19 protein-coding genes are annotated in these 19862 nt (G+C 69.2%); 9 read left to right on the top strand and 10 right to left on the bottom strand.

The window, feature by feature from the left end; all coding sequences use genetic code 11:
- The first annotated feature begins 27 nt into the window (after positions 1-27).
- Complete coding sequence (locus ACIHAO_RS35090) at positions 28-834, top strand: serine hydrolase (protein ID WP_396565241.1); 807 nt, start codon at positions 28-30, stop codon at positions 832-834.
- Here ACIHAO_RS35090 and ACIHAO_RS35085 read toward each other — a convergent pair.
- Positions 791-1426 (bottom strand): MerR family transcriptional regulator, encoded by a 636-nt coding sequence (locus ACIHAO_RS35085; protein ID WP_396565239.1) that lies wholly within the window; start codon positions 1424-1426, stop codon positions 791-793. The genes ACIHAO_RS35090 and ACIHAO_RS35085 overlap by 44 nt on opposite strands.
- Before the next feature lie 348 nt (positions 1427-1774).
- Between ACIHAO_RS35085 and ACIHAO_RS35080 the strand changes: the two genes are divergently transcribed.
- From ACIHAO_RS35080 to ACIHAO_RS35065, 4 genes are all read left to right on the top strand, one after another.
- Positions 1775-2638, top strand: a complete 864-nt coding sequence (locus tag ACIHAO_RS35080; protein WP_396565236.1) for an alkaline phosphatase family protein — start codon at positions 1775-1777, stop codon at positions 2636-2638.
- A 90-nt stretch (positions 2639-2728) separates the two neighbouring features.
- Complete coding sequence (locus ACIHAO_RS35075) at positions 2729-3718, top strand: TolB family protein (RefSeq protein WP_396565234.1); 990 nt, start codon at positions 2729-2731, stop codon at positions 3716-3718.
- A 10-nt stretch (positions 3719-3728) separates the two neighbouring features.
- Entirely contained in the window at positions 3729-4274 is a 546-nt protein-coding gene (locus ACIHAO_RS35070) for a cysteine hydrolase family protein (protein WP_396565232.1), read from the top strand.
- A gap of 28 nt (positions 4275-4302) precedes the next feature.
- Positions 4303-4815 (top strand): VanZ family protein, encoded by a 513-nt coding sequence (locus ACIHAO_RS35065; RefSeq protein WP_396565230.1) that lies wholly within the window; start codon positions 4303-4305, stop codon positions 4813-4815.
- Here ACIHAO_RS35065 and ACIHAO_RS35060 read toward each other — a convergent pair.
- The 3 genes from ACIHAO_RS35060 to ACIHAO_RS35050 form a co-directional block, all read right to left on the bottom strand.
- Positions 4779-6470 (bottom strand): flavin monoamine oxidase family protein, encoded by a 1692-nt coding sequence (locus tag ACIHAO_RS35060; RefSeq protein ID WP_396565228.1) that lies wholly within the window; start codon positions 6468-6470, stop codon positions 4779-4781. The genes ACIHAO_RS35065 and ACIHAO_RS35060 overlap by 37 nt on opposite strands.
- Positions 6467-7222 carry a carbon-nitrogen hydrolase family protein gene (locus ACIHAO_RS35055; RefSeq protein WP_396565226.1) on the bottom strand — a complete coding sequence of 252 codons (756 nt, stop codon included), beginning with the start codon at positions 7220-7222 and terminating at the stop codon, positions 6467-6469. The genes ACIHAO_RS35060 and ACIHAO_RS35055 overlap by 4 nt, the downstream gene beginning before the upstream one ends.
- A 168-nt stretch (positions 7223-7390) precedes the next feature.
- Positions 7391-7954: a DinB family protein gene (locus ACIHAO_RS35050; protein ID WP_396565224.1), complete on the bottom strand. Its 564-nt coding sequence runs from the start codon at positions 7952-7954 to the stop codon at positions 7391-7393.
- A 91-nt stretch (positions 7955-8045) separates the two neighbouring features.
- On the opposite strand from ACIHAO_RS35050, the gene ACIHAO_RS35045 reads away from it, so the two are divergent.
- Positions 8046-8999 (top strand): helix-turn-helix transcriptional regulator, encoded by a 954-nt coding sequence (locus tag ACIHAO_RS35045; RefSeq protein ID WP_396565222.1) that lies wholly within the window; start codon positions 8046-8048, stop codon positions 8997-8999.
- 132 nt (positions 9000-9131) lie between these two features.
- On the opposite strand, the gene ACIHAO_RS35040 is transcribed toward ACIHAO_RS35045, so the two are convergent.
- A complete protein-coding gene (locus ACIHAO_RS35040) occupies positions 9132-10949 on the bottom strand; it encodes a flavin-containing monooxygenase (protein ID WP_396565220.1) in 1818 nt (605 codons plus the stop codon).
- 157 nt (positions 10950-11106) lie between these two features.
- On the opposite strand from ACIHAO_RS35040, the gene ACIHAO_RS35035 reads away from it, so the two are divergent.
- Both ACIHAO_RS35035 and ACIHAO_RS35030 read left to right on the top strand, forming a co-directional pair.
- Positions 11107-12309: a transcriptional regulator gene (locus tag ACIHAO_RS35035; RefSeq protein WP_396565218.1), complete on the top strand. Its 1203-nt coding sequence runs from the start codon at positions 11107-11109 to the stop codon at positions 12307-12309.
- 44 nt (positions 12310-12353) lie between these two features.
- Positions 12354-13607: a cation:proton antiporter gene (locus ACIHAO_RS35030; RefSeq protein ID WP_396565216.1), complete on the top strand. Its 1254-nt coding sequence runs from the start codon at positions 12354-12356 to the stop codon at positions 13605-13607.
- A 109-nt stretch (positions 13608-13716) separates the two neighbouring features.
- Here the strand turns inward: ACIHAO_RS35030 and ACIHAO_RS35025 are convergent, their stop codons facing one another.
- The 4 genes from ACIHAO_RS35025 to ACIHAO_RS35010 all read right to left on the bottom strand — a co-directional run bounded on the left by ACIHAO_RS35025 (position 13717) and on the right by ACIHAO_RS35010 (position 17810).
- Positions 13717-14226 carry an SRPBCC family protein gene (locus ACIHAO_RS35025; RefSeq protein WP_396565214.1) on the bottom strand — a complete coding sequence of 170 codons (510 nt, stop codon included), beginning with the start codon at positions 14224-14226 and terminating at the stop codon, positions 13717-13719.
- Positions 14227-14311: 85 nt separating this feature from the next.
- Entirely contained in the window at positions 14312-14770 is a 459-nt protein-coding gene (locus ACIHAO_RS35020) for a hypothetical protein (protein WP_396565212.1), read from the bottom strand.
- A 3-nt stretch (positions 14771-14773) separates the two neighbouring features.
- On the bottom strand, positions 14774-17116 hold the full coding sequence (locus ACIHAO_RS35015; RefSeq protein WP_396565210.1) for a molybdopterin oxidoreductase family protein: 2343 nt from the start codon (positions 17114-17116) through the stop codon (positions 14774-14776).
- 58 nt (positions 17117-17174) lie between these two features.
- Complete coding sequence (locus tag ACIHAO_RS35010) at positions 17175-17810, bottom strand: DUF4230 domain-containing protein (RefSeq protein ID WP_396565275.1); 636 nt, start codon at positions 17808-17810, stop codon at positions 17175-17177.
- 110 nt (positions 17811-17920) lie between these two features.
- Here ACIHAO_RS35010 and mptB point away from each other — a divergent pair, with 110 nt between their 5' ends.
- A complete protein-coding gene (gene mptB, locus ACIHAO_RS35005) occupies positions 17921-19360 on the top strand; it encodes a polyprenol phosphomannose-dependent alpha 1,6 mannosyltransferase MptB (RefSeq protein WP_396565208.1) in 1440 nt (479 codons plus the stop codon).
- On the opposite strand, the gene ACIHAO_RS35000 is transcribed toward mptB, so the two are convergent.
- Entirely contained in the window at positions 19264-19809 is a 546-nt protein-coding gene (locus ACIHAO_RS35000) for an SRPBCC family protein (RefSeq protein ID WP_396565206.1), read from the bottom strand. The genes mptB and ACIHAO_RS35000 overlap by 97 nt on opposite strands.
- Positions 19810-19862: the final 53 nt, after the last annotated feature.

The raw sequence follows: 19862 nt of genomic DNA, 5'->3' as shown, positions 1-19862 counted from the left end.
CGATGAACGTTCCCGAACATCTGCATCATGCTCGACCAGCGAACCACGCCCATCGCGGTACCCGGCGCGAAGCGGCGACTAAGGCTTCCGGTGACGATCCTGGCCGTCTTCCTGGTGATCGCCGGAATCCTCGGCTACGTGGTCATCCAGGCCAGCGCGGAAGACCATCCGGTTCCGGAACGGCGCGGCGCCACGGTGGTCTTCGACCGCACGTCGGGCAAGCAGGTGATCGACGAGCAGGGCTCGGAACGATTCCGGACGGCGTCAGTGGTGAAACTGTTCATCGCGCTCGACGCCCTCACGCGCAAAGCGGGCAAGGCCGACAGATCCCAGCTCCACCGGATGCTGGCGAAGAGCGACGACGCGATCGCGAACACCCTCTGGAGCAAGAACGGCGGCCCCGCCATCGTCACCAGGACGGTGGCCGCCGCGGGTTTGAGGAACACCACGCCCCCTGCCAGTCCGGGCCGCTGGGGCGACACACTGTCCACCGCGGACGACATAGCCGCGGTGTACCGCCACATCCTCGGCCTGCCGAAGTCCCAACGGGACGTGCTCCTGAAACCCCTGCGCGAGTCGGCCCGGACCGCCGCCGACGGGTTCGACCAGCACTTCGGCATCCCCTCGGCGTTCCACGACCGGCCGTGGGCGGTGAAGCAGGGCTGGGCGGCCGGACGGGGCTCGGTGGAGGCGCACACGACCGGGCTCGTCGGCGAAGGCGACCGCTACGTCGTCGTCATCCTGTCCGGTTTCGCCGACGGCACGAGCCTCGACGTGGCGACGGCGGCGGCTACCTCGGCGGCCGTGTCCTTGGTTCCCCGTCTGCGAAAGTGACTTCGGCGGCGTTTTCCACGGTCGTTCTGAAAGCGCTTACCAGCAGCTCGGCGAAACAGGACCACGGGGCCGCCGCGACACCCCCGGTCTGGACTTTCAGCGCGGCCAATTGCTCGCCCGCCAGCGGCGCCACCCGGTCCATGAACTGGCCGAGGAACCGCAGGGCCATGACGGGCGGGATCCCGGCACCGGCGAGCTCCGCCACCGCGCGGGAAACGGACGGGCGCACGACGGCGGGCGCCCCCTCGTCGTCCTTGCCGAGCACACCGTGCCGTTCCAGGCACCGGGCGACGGCGGGCTGGTCGCGGGCGAGATCGGCCATCGCCGCCTCCAGCCGTTCGGCGCCGTCCACTGTGGTCGTTCCGAGCATCGCGGCGATGGACACCAGGTTGAAGCCCTGTTTCTGCAGCATCGTGATACGCCGCAGCCGCCGCAGATGGGCCGGGCCGTAGTAGGCGGACCTGCCGTGCCGGACCGGCGGGGCGAGCAGGCCTCTCGTCTGATGGGCCCGGATATTGCGCGCCGACATGCCGACGATCGTCGAGAGTTCTTCGATCGTGTATCCGGCCGGTCTCGGCGAAAAGGGCTTCACGCCGAACAGCTTAACCAATGGTCGGATGAGTACACCACAACACCGGCGCAATGGTGACATAACTGCCAGCCGGCTGAATCAGCGAGTTGCCCTGAGTTTCCTCGGTTCGCCGCCCCGAACGCAAGGCGAGGAGGTGGTTTACATGGTTTCGTGCCAAGCAATGTCGGTTTTGGGGCGTTCTACACCCGCGGATTGCTCCAGTCAGGCGACCTTGATGGGCCCGGGACTTTCCTGCCGTTTAAATGCAGCTGAGACATCTGATGTCTCGACTCTGTCGACGCCTCTGGAGCGCCGCTGAACCCGATGGCCGGTCGTCAAAGTTTCAACCTTTTCCCAGGAGGTTTCTGTATGTTCTGGAAACGGATCGCGGTCGCGGCCGTGGCCGCGACCGGCTTGGCCACGGGGCTGGTGGTGTCCCATCAGGACACTCCGGCCGCCGCGACGGAGCCCGCCGCGGCGACGGTCCCCGCCTTCGACCACATCGTCCTCGTGATGTTCGAGAACAAGGACTACAAGGAGATCAGCGGCAGCTCCAAGGCTCCGTATCTCAACAAACTCGCCTCGCAGGGCGCCAAGTTCACGAAGGCGTACGGGACGACGCATCCCAGCCAGCCGAACTACATCGCCCAGTTCGCGGGTTCGACGCACGGCGTCGACAGCAACAAATGCCAGGACCTCGGGAACAAGGAGAACATCGCTTCCCAGCTGGCAGGGATCGGCAAGAAGTTCGCCGGCTACGCGGAAAGCATGCCCTCCGACGGCTACACGGGGTGCACGAAGGGCAAATACGCCCGCAAGCACAACAGCTGGGTCAGCTTCAGCAATGTCCCGGCGTCGGCGAACAAAAGGTTCTCGTCGTTCCCGAGCGACTTCACCAAGCTGCCGCACGTCGCTTTCGTGACCCCGGACCTGTGCAGTGACATGCACGACTGCCCGGTCGACACCGGCGACAAATGGCTGAAGAACAACCTCGACGCGTACGCGCAGTGGGCCAAGACGCACAACAGCCTGCTGATCGTCAATTTCGACGAGGACAGCGGGACGTCGGTGAACCAGATCTTCACCACGTTCGTCGGTGCCCACGTGAAGCCGGGCAGCTACAGCGAATCCATCAACCACTACTCGATCCTCCGCACGATGGAGGCGGCGTTCGGCCTGCCGGGCATCGCCAACGCGGCGAACAAGCCGCCGATCACGAGCGTGTGGCAGTAACCGGGTGAACCCCGCGGGCGTGTCCACTGTGGACACGCCCGCGGCCGGTAAAGACTCTGTTCTCTTGGCTCCCCGCAGGAAGGCACGACCGTGAACACCCGCACCCGCGTCCTGATCGCCGTCACCGGAGTAGTCACGCTGGCCGTGGCCGCCGTGCTCTACATCGGGGTGGCGGGCGCACGCAACCAGGGCACCGCGGCGGCGGGCACCCGCGACGCCGTCACCCTCGAAGGCGGGCGGTTGCTGTTCCGCAGCACCGCCGACGCCGACCGCGGGCACGTGTCCAGCGTCAGCGCGGCCGATCCCGGCGGCGTCCGGGCGGTGTCCACCGTCTCGTGCAGCCGGGTTTACGCGGCGGGCGGCACGGGGATCTGCCTGCGCCCGGAAACCGGGCTGACGACCTACCAGCTGGCCGTACTCGACGGCGCGCTCGCGGTCGAACAGGAGATCCCGCTGGTCGGGTTGCCCAACCGGGCGCGCGTCTCGGCCGACGGACGGCGTCTCGCGTGGACGGTGTTCGTCACCGGCGACTCCTACAACGGCGGCCGGTTCTCCACCCGCGCCGGCACTCTCGACCTCACGACCGACAACGTCGAAGGCACGCTCGAAGACTTCGCCGTCACCGTGGACGGCAAGCCGTACAAGGCGGCCGACTTCAACTTCTGGGGCGTCACCTTCGCCAGGCAGCCGAACCGGTTCTACGCCACCATGTCCACCGGCTCCCACCGGTACCTCGTCGAGGGCGACTCCCAGGCGCGGACGGTGAAAACGTTGCGGGACAACGTCGAATGCCCGTCACTCTCCCCCGACGAGACCCGCATCGCCTACAAGGCCGCCATCGACGGCGATCCCGCCAAGGGCTGGCGGATCTCGGTGCTCGACCTCGCGAGCGGAACCGTGACACCGCTGGCCGAGACCCGGAACGTCGACGACCAGCCCGCCTGGCTCGACGCCCGCACCGTCGCCTACGCCCTGCCACGCACCCAAGGCCATTCCGACGTCTGGGCCGTGTCCGCCGACGGCTCGGGGACTCCGCGGCTGCTCATCCCGGAGGCCGAATCACCCGCCGCGCTGCCCTAGGCTGCCGGCTATGAAGGCCGCGCTGCTGATCGTCGACATGCAGGACATGCTCGTCCCCCTGGTCTGGCGCGGTGAGGAGCTGGCGGCCCGGATAGCCGCGCTGGCGCGCCGGGCCCGGGCGGACGGGGTTCCGGTGATCGTCCTGCGGCAGATCGGCGCGCCCGGCACCGACTTCGATCCCGCGTCACCGGGCACCCGGGTCAGCGCGCTGCTCGGTCTCGAACCGATCGACGTGGTGGTCGACAAGACGGCGACGGACTCGTTCCACCGCACGGGGCTGGCGGGGCTGCTCGCCGACCGGAGCGTCGACACCGTGGTGCTGACCGGGCTGGCCACCGACTACTGCGTCGACGCGACCGCCAGGTCCGCGCAGAGCCACGGACTCGACGTCGTGCTGGTCGGCGACGGCCACGCGCCGTCCGCCGACGGTGATCCCACCACGGGCCTGACCGCCGAACAGGTCATCGCCCGGCACAACCTGCTTCTGAGCACCGCGATCCACCCGGGTGGCAGGCTGCGCGTGGTGCCCGCGGCGGAGGTCGAGTTCACCGGCTGAGCGAGGCTGCTCGTACGATCGGCCCGCCATGATCACGAACTTCCTGCTCGACCACTCCGCCCTCGTGCCGGTGGCGATCGCACTGGTCGCGCTGGTCTGCGCCGTCCTCGGCCACCTGTTCGCGGGCAAGCGGCGGATCCTGTGGGCCCTCACCGGCGTGTCCCTGGTGCCGGTCTTCGCGCTGACGCTGGTGCCCACCGCGCACACGATCGACGAGATCCTGTGCACCGTCCAGTTCTCGCTGCCCACGCTCGGCGCGGTGGAACTCCTGGCCAACGTCGCCCTGTTCCTGCCACCGGTGTACTTCGCCACGCTGGCGGCGAAGCGGCCGCTGACGACGCTCGCGGCGGGCTCGGCGCTGTCCGCGGTGATCGAGACGCTTCAGGCGTTCGTCCCCGCCATCGGCCGCGCCTGCGACACCAACGACTGGCTGATGAACACCGTCGGCGCGGTACTCGGGGTGGTACTGGCGCTAGGCACGGCGTGGCTGGTCAAGCGCCGCGCTCAGTCCGGCAGTTCGATGGGCGCGATCTCGTCGTAGACGTCGCCAGGGCCCGGGTTCGCCGGATCCGTCTCGCCGCCGAAGTGGTCGAGCACGCCCCACACCGCGTTGAGCGCCGTCTGGACGGCACCCTCGGCCCAGCCCGCCGTCCACGAGACGTCGTCGCCCGCCAGGAAGAGACCGCGGTGGCGCTCCTCGAGCCTGTCCTGCTTGAAGTGGGTGAACAGCCGGTGCTGGTAGCGGTAGTGGCCGGGCAGGTTGGCCTTGAACGCCCCCATGAAATGCGGTTCGGCCTCCCAGGACACGGTCACCGGGTCGCCGATGATGTGCCGCCGGACGTCGACGCCCGGGTAGATCTCCTTCAGCGACTGCAACATCACCTCGACCCGCTCGGAGACCGAAAGCGGCAGCCACTTCAGCGAATCGTCGGCCCAGGTGTAGGACAGGCAGATCACCGCGGGCGCGTCCGGGTCGTCACCGAGCAGGTAGGTGCCGCGCGGCATGCGGTCGGTCAGCGTCATGCTCATCGTGTCGCGGCCGGTCGCCGGGTCCTTGTCCAGCCAGAAGGGCCGGTCCACCGGGACGAAGACCTTCGAGGACTCCATGTAGTGCGTGCGCTCGATCGCCGTCCAGTGGTCGATCGGGAACAGCGCCTCGTCGCAGGTGATCTTCGACAGCAGCATCCAGCTCTGCGCGGTGAACACCGCCGCCGGGTAGGTGCGGATGCGGCCTTCGGTGTCGGTCACGGTGATGTTGTTCGGCGCGGTGCGGTGCAGCCGGGCGACGCCGGGGTTCGGGCTTCCGCCGTGCAGTGAGCTCAAACTCGTTCCCGCGGGCCAGAAAGCGATGTCCTCGGGCGCGTGTTCCCACAACCGCAACGGAAGCTGCCTGCTCCCGCCGACGATGCTGCGGTGCTCGTCGTCAGCGCCGGTGTAGACCACCCGCAGGATCTCCAGGATCGAGTTCGGGAAGTCGGTGTCCCAGCCACCGGTGCCGAAGCCGACCTGTCCGAAGATCTCACGGTCGCGGAACGAGGCGAACGCGGGCGAGTCGCAGAGGAAACCGTAGAACGTCTGGTTGTCCAGCCGCGGCACGAGTTCGTTCCACAGCCGCTTGATCGTCTTCGCGTCGCGTTCGCGGATCGCCTTCTGCATCTCGGTGAACGCGGCCTGCTCGGACAGCGTGCTGTCCCAGGCGGCGGCGACCTTGCCGAAGACGGCGGGCAGTTCGCCCGCCGTCCGCGCGTAGTGGCTCTCCCCCTTGAGGTCGACGACGGTGCTCGGCGTTCCCGGCGCGAGCGGGTTCGGGAACGGCGTCGTCTCCAGGCCGACCTTGTCGATGTAGTGGAAGAGCGCGGTGGACGCCGGCGGGAACCGCATCGCGCCCATCTCCGCGACGACGTCGTCCGGGCAGCCTGGGAAGTTCACCGTGCGCAGGCGGCCGCCGATCTCGGCGATCTCGTACACGACCGGGCGCAGGCCGAGTTTCATCAGCTCGTACGCGGTGACGATGCCCGAGAGGCCGCCGCCGATCACCGCCACCTCGGTGCCGTGGCGCTCGGCGGGGAGCGAACCGAGCCCGGCGGGGTGGGCGAGGAAATCGTCGTAGGCGAACGGGAAATCGGGGCCGAACATGGTGATCGGCCGACCGGTGGATTCGTCGTGGTGGATCGCGGTCGGAAGAGCGGAGGTCATGCGGAAAGTCCTCGGTACAGATCGGGCCGTCGATCGGCCAGGTGGGTGTTCTCCAGGCGCGACGCGACGAGCGCGCCACGGGTGACTTCGGCGCTGATCAGCTCCGTACCGGCGCCCGCGCGGGCGAGCACCTCACCGGTCGGGGCGACGACACAGGAGCGGCCGCAGTAGGTCAGTTCCTGTTCGGTGTCGCAGCGGTTGGCGTAGGCGACGAACAACTGGCTTTCGTAAGCGCGGGCGGGCACCAGCGTGTCGGCGACCAGTTCGTACGGGCTCATCAACGCGGTCGGCGCCACGAGCAGCTCGGTCCCCGCCAGAGCGTGCGCCCGCACCAGTTCGGGGAACTCGACGTCGTAGCAGATCAGCAGGCCGATCCGGAGACCGTCGAGCTCGGCCTGCACGACCGCCTCGGTGCCCGGCTCGAACCAGTCGCGGTCGATGTCGCCGAACAGATGGGTCTTCCGGTAGTTCGCCAGCCGCTGTCCGCCGGGGCCGATCAGCTGGACGCTGTTGTGGACGTGGTCACCGTCGGACTCGGGGTACCCGTAGGCCAGCGCGACGCCGGTTTCCTTGGCCAGCGCGGACATCCGGGCCGCTGTCGGACCGTCGGCCGGTTCGGCGAGCGCATGGGAGCGGGCACCGATGTGGTAGCCGGTGGTGATCATCTCGGCGGCGATCACGAGGTCGGCGCCCGAGGCCGCGACGACGGACGGCAGCTCGGCGTACGAGCCCTGGTGGACGGCGACCTTCATACCGACGACGATATCCGCCGTTTCGGTGCGCCGATAAGGGCGATCTCTTGCACAGAGTGCTGGCAAACCATCTGATCGATGCAGTCAGATGGAATTCTGTGGCGATTTGTTGTCTGGATCACCCTCCATGCGCCGATGGTCCGTGCGCCATCGTGAGTGGACGAGGGGTCAGGTCGACTTCTGGCCGTCGATGCTCTCGCGCAGGATGTCGGCGTGGCCGGCGTGCTGCGCGGTCTCGGCGATGACGTGCGTCAGCACCCGGCGCACACTGCGCACCGCGCCCGGCGGGTTCCAGGGCGCTTCCGGCAGCGGATGCGTGGCGGACAGGTCGGGAATCGTCGAGACGATCTCCGTCGTCCGCGCGGCCACCTGCTCGTAGCGCGCGAGGATTCCCGCGAGCGTGTCGCCGGGCAGCATCCTGAAGTTGTTCTGGTGGTCGATCGCCCACTGCGGGAACTCACGGGCGGTCCCGGCGCCGATGTCGGCCCAGGTGACGCCTTCCGGTAGGTCGTAGCGGATCGCGGACGGGCCGTCGACCACGAAGCGCAGCCACATCTCCTCGATCGAGGCGACGTGCTTGAGCAGGCCGCCGAGGCTCAGTTCGCTGACCGTCGGATGCGCGTCGAGTTGCTCGTCCGTGAGCCCCTGGGCGGTGGCGGTCAGCGCGGCGCGGATGGTGTCGAGGGCTTCGAGCAGGTCGGCGCGTTCGGCGTCGAGGATGGTGGTGGTCATCGGGCCCTCCGGGTTGTCGTTCTCTGGCACACGACGACTCTCGCAGGGGTAGAGGACAGGTTGTGGCCTCTACTGAAGGCATCATGGAAACATGCCGAAGACCTCCGCGCGTCTGCTGTCGATGCTCTCGTTGCTGCAGGCCCGCCGCGACTGGCCGGGAGCGCTGCTGGCCGAGCGGCTGGACATCAGCCCGCGCACCGTGCGGCGCGACGTCGACAGGCTCCGCGAGCTCGGCTACCCCATCGCGACGATCAAAGGTCCCGACGGCGGGTACCGGCTCGACGCCGGGTCCGAACTGCCACCGCTGCTCTTCGACGACGACCAGGCGGTGGCGCTGGCCGTCGCGCTCCAGATCGCCACCACCAGCGGCGCGGGGATCGAGGAGGCGGCGATGCGGGCGCTGCACACCGTCCGGCAGGTGATGCCCTCGCGGTTGCGGCGCCGGATCGACACGCTGCGGGTCACCGCGGTCGAATCACCCGCGAGCCGGTCGGAACCCCGCGTGGACGGCGACGTCCTGCTCGCGCTCGGCGCGGCCGTGCACGCCCGCGAGATCCTCCGGTTCGGCTACGCGGACGGGCCGCGCCGGGTGGAACCGCATCATCTCGTCACCTGGCACGGCCGCTGGTATCTCGTCGCCTGGGATCTCGATCGCGCGGACTGGCGCACCTTCCGCGCCGACCGGATCTCCCCGCGTACCCCTGCCGGCCCGCGCTTCACGCCGCGTGAGCTGCCTGCCCCCGACGTCGCCACGTTCGTCGCGAGCCGGTTCCGGGGCTCTTCGGAATCCGGCGAGTGGCCGTGCCGCGGCGAAGTCATCCTCGACCTTCCCGCGGCCACCGTTTCCCACTACGTCCGCGACGGCGTGGTGGAAGGACTCGGACCGGATCGGTGCCGCCTGGCGCTGGGATCGTGGTCGTGGGCCGGGCTCGCGGCGAGTATCGGCCGGTTCGACGCCGACGTCGAAGTCGTCGGGCCTCCCGAACTGCGGGAGGCTTTCGCCGTCCTGGCCCGCCGTTACGCGAAAGCGGCCCGGATCCGCTGACCGTGGATACGACGCCGGGAACCGTCCGGGGTCCGGGGAACGGTGCCCGGCGTCGTCGACCGCCCGGGGTCCGGAGGCGGCGCCCTCCGGGGCCGGGGCCGCCAGGGTCCGGCACCGAAGCCTCGGTGTTCCTCACGCCTTGTGGTGCACCTCCTGCAGGCCGAACACCGGCGTCGGGATGCCCTCGTAGCGCGCTTTCAGTTGCAGTGCGAGGTAAAGCGAGTAGTGCCGCGACTGGTGCAGGTTCCCGCCGTGGAACCACAGGCCTTCCTTCTGAGTGGGCTTCCACATGTTGCGCTGCTCGCCCTCCCAAGGGCCGGGGTCCTTCGTCGTCGCGGAGCCGAGGCCCCAGCATTTGCCGACGAGGTCCGCGGTCTCCTGGCCGACCAGGTCGGCGACCCAGCCGTTCATCGAGCCGTAGCCGGTGGCGTAGACGACGAGGTCCGCTTTCAGTTCCGTGCCGTCGGACAGCACCACCGCGTCACGGGTCAGCCGGTCGACCTGGCCGTGGGCCAGCTTGATCTTCCCGTCGGCGACCAGTTCCGCCGCGCCGACGTCGATGTAATAGCCGGAACCGCGGCGCAGGTACTTCAGGAACAGTCCGGATCCGTCGTCGCCCCAGTCGTGCTGGAACCCGGCCGCTTCCAGCCGCGCGTAGAAGTCCTTGTCCCGCTCACGGATCGCGTCGTACACCGGGATCTGGAACCGCGGCATGATCCGGTACGGGATCGACGCGAAGATCATGTCCGCCTTGTCTGTGGTGATCCCCGACCGCACCGCGCGTTCCGAGTACAGGTCGCCGAGTCCCAGCTCCATCAGCGAATCCGACTTCACCACATGGGTCGAGGACCGTTGCACCATGGTGACGTCGGCGCCGTGTTCCCACAGTGCCGCGCAGATGTCGTGCGCGGAGTTGTTGGAGCCGACCACGACCGCCTTCTTGCCGTCGTAGGAGTCCGGGCCGGGGTGCTGGGACGAATGGTGCTGATCGCCTTCGAAGACGTCCATTCCGGGGAACGACGGGATGTTCGGTTTCCCGGACATCCCGGTCGCGAACACGACGTGCCGCGGCGTGAGCACCAGTTCCTCGCCCTCGCGGACGACGGTCACCAGCCACTGCTTCTGTTCCTCGTCCCAGGAAGCGGACGTCACCTCGGTGCTGCTCCAGTACGGCACCTCCATAAGCCGTGTGTACATCTCGAGCCAGTCGGCGATCTTGTCCTTGGGCGCGAACACCGGCCAGTTGTCCGGGAACGGCAGATAGGGCAGGTGGTCGTACCAGACCGGGTCGTGCAGGCAGAGGTTCTTGTAGCGCTTGCGCCACGAGTCGCCGGGCCGCTCGTTGCGTTCCAGGACGAGCGTCGGCACGTCGAGCTGCCGCAGCCTGGCGCCGAGCGCGATCCCACCCTGCCCGCCGCCGATCACGACGACGTACGGCTGCTGCTCGTAGCCGAGCCGAGTCCGCTCCTCTTCGCGTTTCTCGGCCCACGACTTCCGGCCGCGGACGACGCCGTGCTCGACGCCCTTCGGCCGCTGATCGTTGCGACGTTCCTCGAAACCCTTGAGCTCCCGCAGGCTCGTCAACAGCGTCCAGGCGCCTTCGTCCTTCAGCCTCAAATGGCCTTTCGCGCGCCCTGTCGCGGTTTCGAACTCCAGCCACGCTTCGGTGACACCGTCGGCTTCGGTCGGCGTCTCGGTGGTGCGGAACCCGGACGGCGCGATCCGGTCGAGACAGGCGCCGAGCATGCCGGCCACCTCGTCGCGACCTTCGACCGTCTTGATCGTCCAGGTGAAGGCGACCAAGTCGCGCCAGTAACTGTCGACGGCGAAGAGCGCGGCGGCGGCTTCGGCGTCGCGAGCGGCGAGGGCCGATTCGAACCGGCTCAGCCAGGCATCGACCCGAGCCTGCGGCGAGCCCGTCGCCTCGATCCGGTCCACCGTCTGTGTCATGGCCACTCCTGAACGTCGGCGTTCGGCTGTTACCCCGATCACACGCCGCGGGCGGCTACGGCGGCAAGGGTTGCAGCGTGTTGCAGCCCGGCTCCTTGGCGCGCCTCGACCGGCGGACCTATGCTGGTCAGTCGACGCGATGGTGCGGAGGTGGCCTGTGGGCGTGCACAGTTCGGTCCCGCCCGGCGTCGACCTGCCGATGCACGCCCGGGACCTGATCCGCATGCACGAAGCCGTGATCGGCGGCGGCCGTCCGCGGGTCCGGCCGCGGCCGCTGGTTTCGCGGTCGTGGTCACGGATGCTGAGCCTGGGCCTCGCCGCCGACGGGGTGAACACCCGGGATTCGGTGCCGCTCGACGAGGTCGCCCGCCGTCGCCGCGGCTCCCCGCTGCGGTGGGTGATCGAGGACCTCGGGCAGGTGGTCGGCGCGACGGCCGACACCGCGAACATGCTGCTGGTGGTGACCGACGCCGAGGGCGTCATCCTCTGGCGGGTCGGCTCGCCCGCGGTGCGGCGCCGGGCCGACACGCTGGGCTTCACCGAAGGCGCCGACTGGACCGAGGCCAGGGTCGGCACCAACGCCATCGGCACCGCGCTCGCCGAGGCCGCGCCGGTGGAACTGCTCGCGGGCGAACACTTCGAACAGGGCCAGCATCCTTGGTACTGCACCGCCTCGCCGGTGCACGATCCGCGCACCGGCGAACTGCTCGGGGTGATCGACGTCAGCGGTCCCGCGCTGACCCTCCACCCGGCGATCGGCGCGCTGGTGGAGACCGGACGGCGGCTGGTCGAAGCCGAACTCTGGCGCCACCACCAGCAGGGGCTCGACCGATTGCGCCGGACCGCCGAACCGGTGGTGACCGGCGTGGGCGGCCCGGTACTGCTCGTGGACGACGACGGCTGGGTGGCCCACTCCGCCGGGGTCTCCTCCGGCGCGCGGATCGCCGCGCCCGCGGAAGGGCGGATCCTCGCCGTTCCCGGCCTGGGCGCCTGCCTGCCCGAACGGCTGTCGGAAGGCTGGCTCGTGCGCCCGGCCGACACCGCGCGCCGGGTCCGGCTGGATCTCGAACTCGGCCACGCGCCGATGCTGCGGATGGCCTCGGGTGACGTCGGCTGGGTCCGCACCGTGACGCCGCGGCACGCGGAGATCCTGGTGCACCTGCACACGGCGGGCCCGTCCGGGCTGTCGGCCGAGGCGCTCAGCCGGGCGCTCTACGGCGACGCCGAACACCTCGTCACCGTCCGCGCCGAGGTCTCCCGGCTGCGACGGCTGCTCGGCGCCATTGTGGACACCCGGCCGTACCGGCTGGCCGCGGGCGTCGGCCTGACAATCCACAAAGGACTCGAAGTCGGCGGCTGAGCCGTTTCCGGTTGCCGGAGGATCAAGCCGGGTACTCCGCGCGAATGGAGATACTCCTCGCCGGGGCGGGCGTTCTGGCGCTGTGCGCCGCGGTTCTGCCGAACCTGTTGCACGAACGCCCGCTGTCGATGCCGCTGGTCCTGCTGGTGGGCGGGCTGCTTTTCGGACTGCTCCCCTTCGGCTACCCCTATGGCCAGGGAGTGCTGGACCCGCGGTCGCATCTGGGCGCCGTCGAGGTGATCACCGAACTCGGCGTGCTCGTGTCACTGGTCGGCGCGGGCCTGAAATCCGACCGGGTGTTCGGCTGGCGGTCCTGGAATTCGACGTGGCGGCTGCTGGCGATCACGCTGCCGCTGTCGGTCTGCGCGGTCGCCCTGCTCGGCTGGTGGGCGCTCGCCCTGTCCCCCGCCGCCGCACTGCTGCTGGGGGCCGTGCTGTCACCGACCGATCCCGTGCTGGCGAGCGATGTCCAGGTGCCCGCGCCGCATACCGAGGACGGCCGGGGTTCGGACAACGAGATCAGGTTCACGCTGACGTCGGAGGCCGGGCTCAACGACGGACTGGCGATGCCGTTCGTGTTGCTGGCGCTCGTACTGGCCGGAACGGCGAGCGCGTCACCCGTGCCGTGGGTGCTGACCGAGGTCCTCATCCCGCTCGCGGTCGCCGTCCTGGTCGGGCTGGTCTGCGGCTGGCTGCTGTCCTGGCTGATGTTCCGGGTGCGGCACGAGCGGCTGCGCCTCGGTGAATACTCCGACGGGCTGGTGGTGCTGGCCATCGCGTTCCTTCCGTTCGCGCTGTGCGAATGGCTGGGCGGCATCGGCTTCGTCGCGGTGTTCACCGCCGCCGCGACCATCCGCGCCAGCGAACGGTCGCACGAGTACCACGGGGTGCTGCACGAATTCGGCGATCAGCTGGAACGACTCTTCGTCGCGCTGGCCCTGCTCGGGCTCGGGGTGGCGCTGGGCGACGGACTCCTTTCCGGGGTGACTCTCGTCGAAGTCCTGGTGGCCGTCGCGGCGGTGATGATCGTGCGCCCGCTGTTCGGCGCGCTGGCGTTACTCGGCGGCTCCACCACGCGTCCGGCGGCGACGGCGATCGCGTTCTTCGGCATCCGCGGGATCGGCAGCCTCTACTACCTGTCCTACGCGCTGGGGCACGGCGATTTCCCGATGGCCGACTCGCTCTGGCGGGTCACGGCGCTCACGATCGCGGTGTCGGTCCTCGTGCACGGTCTGCTGTCCGGCCCGGTGATGCGCAAACTGGAGGGCCGGGGAATGCAGAACTTCGAGAGCGGGTAAGGGAAAGGCCACTTCCTCGACGCTCACTTGGCCGGTGTTGCGAAAGCCACTTTCGCAACGTTGAGGGTTGCGAAAGTGGCTTTCGCAACCCTCCCTCGGCCCTGCCCCGTCAGTGGCGCCACTCCCGGCCCTCGAGCCGGGCCTTCACCCGCTGCAAAGTGGTGGCGATGTTGGCCCGGTTCGTCCCGGCGCGGTCGGGCTCGCCGGTGATGAGGATGGCGAACGGGACGAACCACGGCGGCACCCGCAGCCAGTTCGTCACGGTGACGCGGCTGCCTTCGCCGACGGGGACGATGTCGTACTCCCAGCGGGAAATCGGCACGAAGAACGGCGTGCGCACCCGGTAGGCGAACCGGCGTCCCGGCTCGGCCTCGGTGATCTCGGCGTGGGTCACCCAGCGCCGGAGTCCGTTGCGGTTGCTGCCGGCGAACCAGTTCCCGACACGCGCCTCGGTCGCGCCGTGGATCCAGCGCGCCTTGTGCAGTTCCTCGGCGCATTCGGCCATCGCGACCGGGTCGCTGACGAGCCGGTACACCTTCTCGGGGGCGACGTCGATCGTGACCTCGCCGGTCGCGATCGGTTCGCTGTAGGTCAGGCTGTCCTTCGGCTTCGTCTCCATCGTGCCTCCCGGTCGATTTCGTCAGCCCACCAGCACGAGGGCCCCCGGTCAAGACCGGAGCGGCAGGCTCAGCACGGACGCGGATTCACCGTGCGGCGATGAGTGCCTGAGGAGCGCTTTGCTTCATCCGTGTACGGAGCCAGGTCAGCTGCCGCGCCGTCTCCTGTTCGTGGTCCCCGACGAGATCGACCAGTTCCCGGTCACGCAGTCCTTGGGCGGCCTGGCCCACCACCGTCCAGGTGATGTCGGTGAACGAGGCGAGCGCGTAGAGGTCTTGCAGGTCGCGCAGCAACCCGACACCACCGCTTCGGGTGGCTTCCAAACCCGCGGCGTGGAGCCGTTCGGGCTCCTGTTCACGGTCTTCGCCGTACCGCTCGACGACAGGGGCGAGTGCCTCGGCCTGGCGGTCGATCCGCCCGGCGAGGAGCAGACAGGTGTGCTCGACGTCGGGTTCCTCGCCGTGCCCCGCGCCGACCTCCCGGAAAGCGTCGGCGAGAGTGGTCAGCGAAGTGTGCAGCAGCCCGAGATAGGTCGCGAGGTGCATGGGTCAGCCCTCCACCCTGCTGACGCGGACGGCGCCGATCTTGAACAGCGGCTGTTTCGACACCGGGTCCCATTCGGTCATGGTCAGTTCGTTGGCGGCACGTGGCCTGCCGTCGCCGCCGGTGTCCCAATAGCCGTAGTGGAACGGCAGGAAGACGACGCCCTGGCGGACACGGCCGATGCGGACCGGCACCTCGACCCCGCCCCTGGCGGACTCGACGCGGACGAGATCTCCGTCCGTGACCCCGAGATCGGCGGCGTCGGCCGCGGCGAGTTCCGCCCACGGTTCCGGCGCGGCCCGGCGGAGCTTCGGGGCGCGGCCGGTCTTGGTCCGGGTGTGGAAGTGGTACACGGTGCGCCCGGTCGTGCAGACGAACGGATAACGCTCGTCGGGTTCTTCCGGTGGAGGCGTGTACTCCGCCGCCTTCAGGAACGCCCGCCCGTCCGGGCGCAGGGCCCGGTGTTCCCGCGCCGAGATTGTCCCGCCGGTGAGCAGGTCATGGCCGTGGTCCTCGCACTCCTCGGACTTCGTGACGAACACACCGTCCGGGTAGAGCCGCTCGGTACCGTCCGGCCGTTCGTCGTCGCAAGGCCATTGGATCCCGCTGCCGCCGCGGAGTTTGCCGTACGACAGCCCGCTGTAGTCGCACGGACGGCCGCGGCTGCACTCCTGCCACGCCCGGAATGCCTCCTCCGGGGTCCGCCAGCCGATCAGGGGATCGCCGTCACGGTCACGGAAATCCATCCGCCGCGCGTAATCGAGGAAGATGTCCAGATCGGCGCGGGCCTCACCGGGCGGATCGACCGCCTTCTCCGACAGGTGCACCGTGCGGTTGGCGTTGGTGAAGGTCCCTTGTTTCTCGCCCCAGAGCGCGGCTGGGAGGACGACGTCGGCGAATTCGGCCGTCTCGGTCCGGAAGCCGTCCTGCACGACGACGAACAGATCCTCCTTGCCGAGGATCTCCCGGATGCGCGGCAGCTCCGGCATGGAGACGGCCGGGTTGGTCGCCGAGATCCAGAGGAACCGGATCGACCCCTGTTCGGCGTAGCGCCAGATCTGCATGGCGTGCGTCGGCGGCGACCAATGCGGGATGGTCAGCTCGTCGACGTTCCACAGTTCGGCCAGCTGCCGGACGTGGTCGGGGTTCTCCCAGTTGCGAAACCCGGGAAGGTCGCCGTCGGCCCCGCATTCGCGCGTGTTCTGCGCGGTGGGCTGCCCGTTCATCTGCAGCACGCCGCCGCCCGGCTTGCCGATCATCCCCCGCAACAGGTGCAGGTTGTTGACCTGACAGGCCGCGGCGGTGGCCTGATGCGACTGGTAGAAGCCCTGCAACACGGTCGACAGCACCCGCTCGGAGGTCCCGAAGATCTCGGCGGCCCGCACCACGGCGTCCGGGTCGATCCCGCAGATCTCGCCGACGTGCCGCGGCGTGTACGGCTCGACGGTCGCTTCGAGTTCGGAGAAGCCGAGGGTGTGCGCGGAAACGTAGTCCTCGTCGAGCCACTTGTTCACGATCAGCTCGCGGACCAGGCCGTTCATCAACGCCTGATTCGTACCGGGCAGTGGAGCGAGGTGGAGGCCACCGGACTCCTCCGCCGCCTCGGCGACCTTCGTCCGCCTCGGATCGACGGCGACGACCACGGGCGGCTCAGGGCCGGCGAGCCGGTCGAGGACGCGGCTCCACAGCACGGTCTGCGTCTCGGCCATGTTGTGGCCGAAGAGGAACAGCGCGTCGCAATAGTCGATGTCGGCGTAGGTCCCGGGCTGGCCGTCGGAGCCGAAGCTCTCCTTCATCGCGGCGGCCGAAGTGGCCGTGCACAACCGGGTGTTGCCGTCCATATGCGGGGTGCCGAGGCCGGCTTTGCCGATGACGCCGAGCGTGTAGTACTCCTCCAGGAACAACTGCCCGCTCGTGTAGAAACCATGCGACAGCGGCCCCGTTTCGTCCAGCAGCTCGCGGGAGCGCCGCACGATCAGGTCCATCGCGGTGTCCCAGCCGGACTCCACCAATTCACCGTCGCGACGGATCAGCGGCCGGGTCAACCGGTCCTTCCCGCTCCACTGCCACGAGCCGTAGAGACCTTTGGGGCCCATCCTTCCGTGGTTGACCAGATCGGTCTCGCGACCGCGGACACCGACCATCCGGCCGTCCTTCACCGCGATGTCGCAGGCGCATCCATTGCTGCACAGCACGCAGGCGGACTGGACCCAGCGGTCCACGTCGGATTCCGCGACACCCGCGTCGAGGTGGGAGTCGGCTCTGCGGGGCCAAGCGGTCCCACGCGTGTACGGGGTGCGTTCTCCCCAGACTTCCGCGATCCGCTCCGGCACCGGCTTCGTGTTCATGCGGAAGCCGTACCACCTCGCTCACCAGCCGAAACACCGGACAAAGCGGGCGAGGGAGTCAGGTGGCCGGTTCCGCCGGGAAGGTGACTTGGAAGCCCAGCCCCCTCAGCAGCTGCGTGAGCATCGCCTTCGTGTTGGCCTTGGCGCGTTCGAGCAGGCCGGAGTGTTGCGCGGCCTCACCGATGCGTTTCTCCGCGGCGAGGTGGAACGGCCGCTGGTCCTGCACGGAAACCAGTCCGCCGAGCCGGTCGATCAGGCCGCGCTCCTGGCCGAAGACGTAGCTGCGTTCGTGGTCCAGATTGGGTTTCGCCAGTTTCGGCTCTGGCAGCCGCACCGCGACCGACCGCCGGTCTTCGGACACGGTCAGCGAATTCTCCACCAGCGGCCCGAAATCGACGTACGCGTCGACAGAGCCCGCCGAGACGAACAGGGTGCGCTCCCCCGCGATGCTCGCGGGCACCCACTTGACGTCCTTCTCGATGTCGACGACGACCTGGTAGTCGCCGACCGCCGCGTGATATTCGCTCAGGTCACGGACGGCCTGGAGCACCGCGGGCTGTGAGCGGTCCACAGTGGACGTTCCGAACGGGTCGAGCTTCGGCAGCACCCCGGCGACCTGCAGTGCCGCGGCGACGATCAGGAGCCCGACCAGGCCGAACACTCCGAGACGCATCCAGCGTTTCTTCACGCCCACCACCGCCTCTCCAGCGCGTGGGTACCCGGCGGACGCGGCCCCGAAGCGTCGCGGCCGGTTTCCCGTACGTTCGGCGGAACCGGATTCCGCACTTGGAGTAGCTTGGCCGCATGCAGAACGTCTTGCCCGCGCCGGAGAAGACCGGGCTGAACATCTCGGCGTTGCACTGGGCGGGTTTCCTCGGAATCGCCGTGCTGGTGCTGGTCACGTCCGGGATCGGGCTGCCCTCGGTGCTGGTGGTGGCGCTGGGCGTCGCCGGGATGGCCACCCTGGTGCTGTCCTGGCTCGGCATCGGGCGGCTGGCCGCCGGATTGCCCGAGCGGCGGCTGTACTGGATCGCGGTCTCCTGGTGCGCGCCGCTGCTGGTCGCGCGCCCGCTGTTCAGCGGCGACATCAACAGCTACCTGGCGCAGGGCCTGATCGCGGCCAAGGGGTTCGACACCTATCTCGTGGGCCCGGCCGAGGCGCTCGGCGCCGATTCGCCGGTGACGCTGGCGGTCAGCCACTACTGGCGGGACACGCCCGCACCGTACGGTCCGGCGTTCGTCGCGCTGGCCCGCGCGATCGCCCACGTCGCCGGGGACGCCTTCGTGCCGACAGTGCTGCTGCACCGGCTGCTGGGGCTGATCGGGATCGTGCTGCTGGCCTGGGCGCTCCCCCGGCTCGCCCGGCGCGTCGGGGTTTCGCCGTCGATCGCGCTGTGGCTCGCCCTACTCAACCCGCTCGTCCTGTGGCACGTCGTGGCGGGCGTGCACAACGACGGGCTCATGGTCGGGCTGATGGTCGCCGGGCTCGAACTCGTCCTGATGGGCGCGGCGAAGACCGGCGCGGCCCGGCCGGCGCTGATCGCCGCCGGTGTGATCGCGGTGAGCGCCGCCGCGAACATCAAGATCGTGGCCGTCGCGGGCCTGCTGTTCGTCGGCGTCGACCTGTTCCGCCGGGCGACGCCCGCGGGCCGGGCGGCGGTGGCGCTCGGACTGCCGGCCGGATTCGCCGCCGTCACGGTGGCGATCTCACTCGGCAGCGGGCTCGGTTTCGGCTGGGTCCGGGTGCTTTCCGGGGTTTCCGGCCAGGTCCACAGCTGGATGGCGCCCACCAACGAACTCGGCTTCCTCGTCGGCGGGGTGGGCAAGATCTTCGGGGCGGACCTCACCGACGGCGCGATCAAAGTGTTCTCGCTCGTCGGCGCGATCCTCGGTCTCGCCGTCGGCGCCAGGCTCTTGTGGCTCACGTACCGGGAAAAACTGCACCCGCTCCACGGCGCGGGCCTGACTTTCGCCGCGATGCTGGTGCTCGGCCCCGTCGTGCAGCCGTGGTATCTCCTGTGGGCGGTCGCACTGCTGGCCGTCAGCCTCACGACCGACCGCGGACGCTGGATCCTCGCCGGCGTCAGCGCCGTGTTCGGTGTCCTGCTCCCGCCCGCGAACGGTGGCGCCGTGTCGCTGGCACTGGGTTACTTGATCGCCGTCGTGCTCATCGGCGGCACTTTGTTCTCGCTCAAGCGAAAGGGTCTCTTGCCGGAGATCAGGTTCCGCAAGAGCCGGACGTAGCGGCTCCATCGCGCGGGCGTCTCGACCGTGCCGGTGAGTTCACGCTCGGCACGGTCGAGGCAGTCTTCCAGCAGCGCGTCGTGCATCGGACGCCACAGCAGCGGATAGGTGAACCATGCCGGGCACCGAAGCCGCAGCACCATGAGGTGCGCGAGTTCGATCTCGCCCTTTTCCGTCGCACGCAAGGTGAATTCGTGGAACCCGTCGAAGCCGCGCGGCGCGGTGAACCTGAACCGCACGGACCTCCCGGGTTCGTAGGACTCCACGTGGTACCGCACCGGCCCGTGCCCGCCGTCGGCCCCCACCCCGAGTGGCCGGTCGAACCGCAACGGCGGCCACGCGTCGACGGGCCAGAGCTTGTCGCCGTCCGCGGAAAGAGTGTCGATCAGCGCGCCGACGCGCTCCCTCGGCACGTCGACGATCCGGTGGTGCCTGTTCCACACGCGCATCGCGCCTCCCAGTTCTAGAGACCTTCCCCTAAAACCATAGTAGAGGATAGTCT

Origin of the sequence: Amycolatopsis sp. NPDC052450 (assembly GCF_044547565.1) — a bacterium.
GTDB lineage: Bacteria > Actinomycetota > Actinomycetes > Mycobacteriales > Pseudonocardiaceae > Amycolatopsis.
Note: the sequence above shows the minus strand (reverse complement) of the source record. Positions and strands in the feature narration are given on the sequence as shown.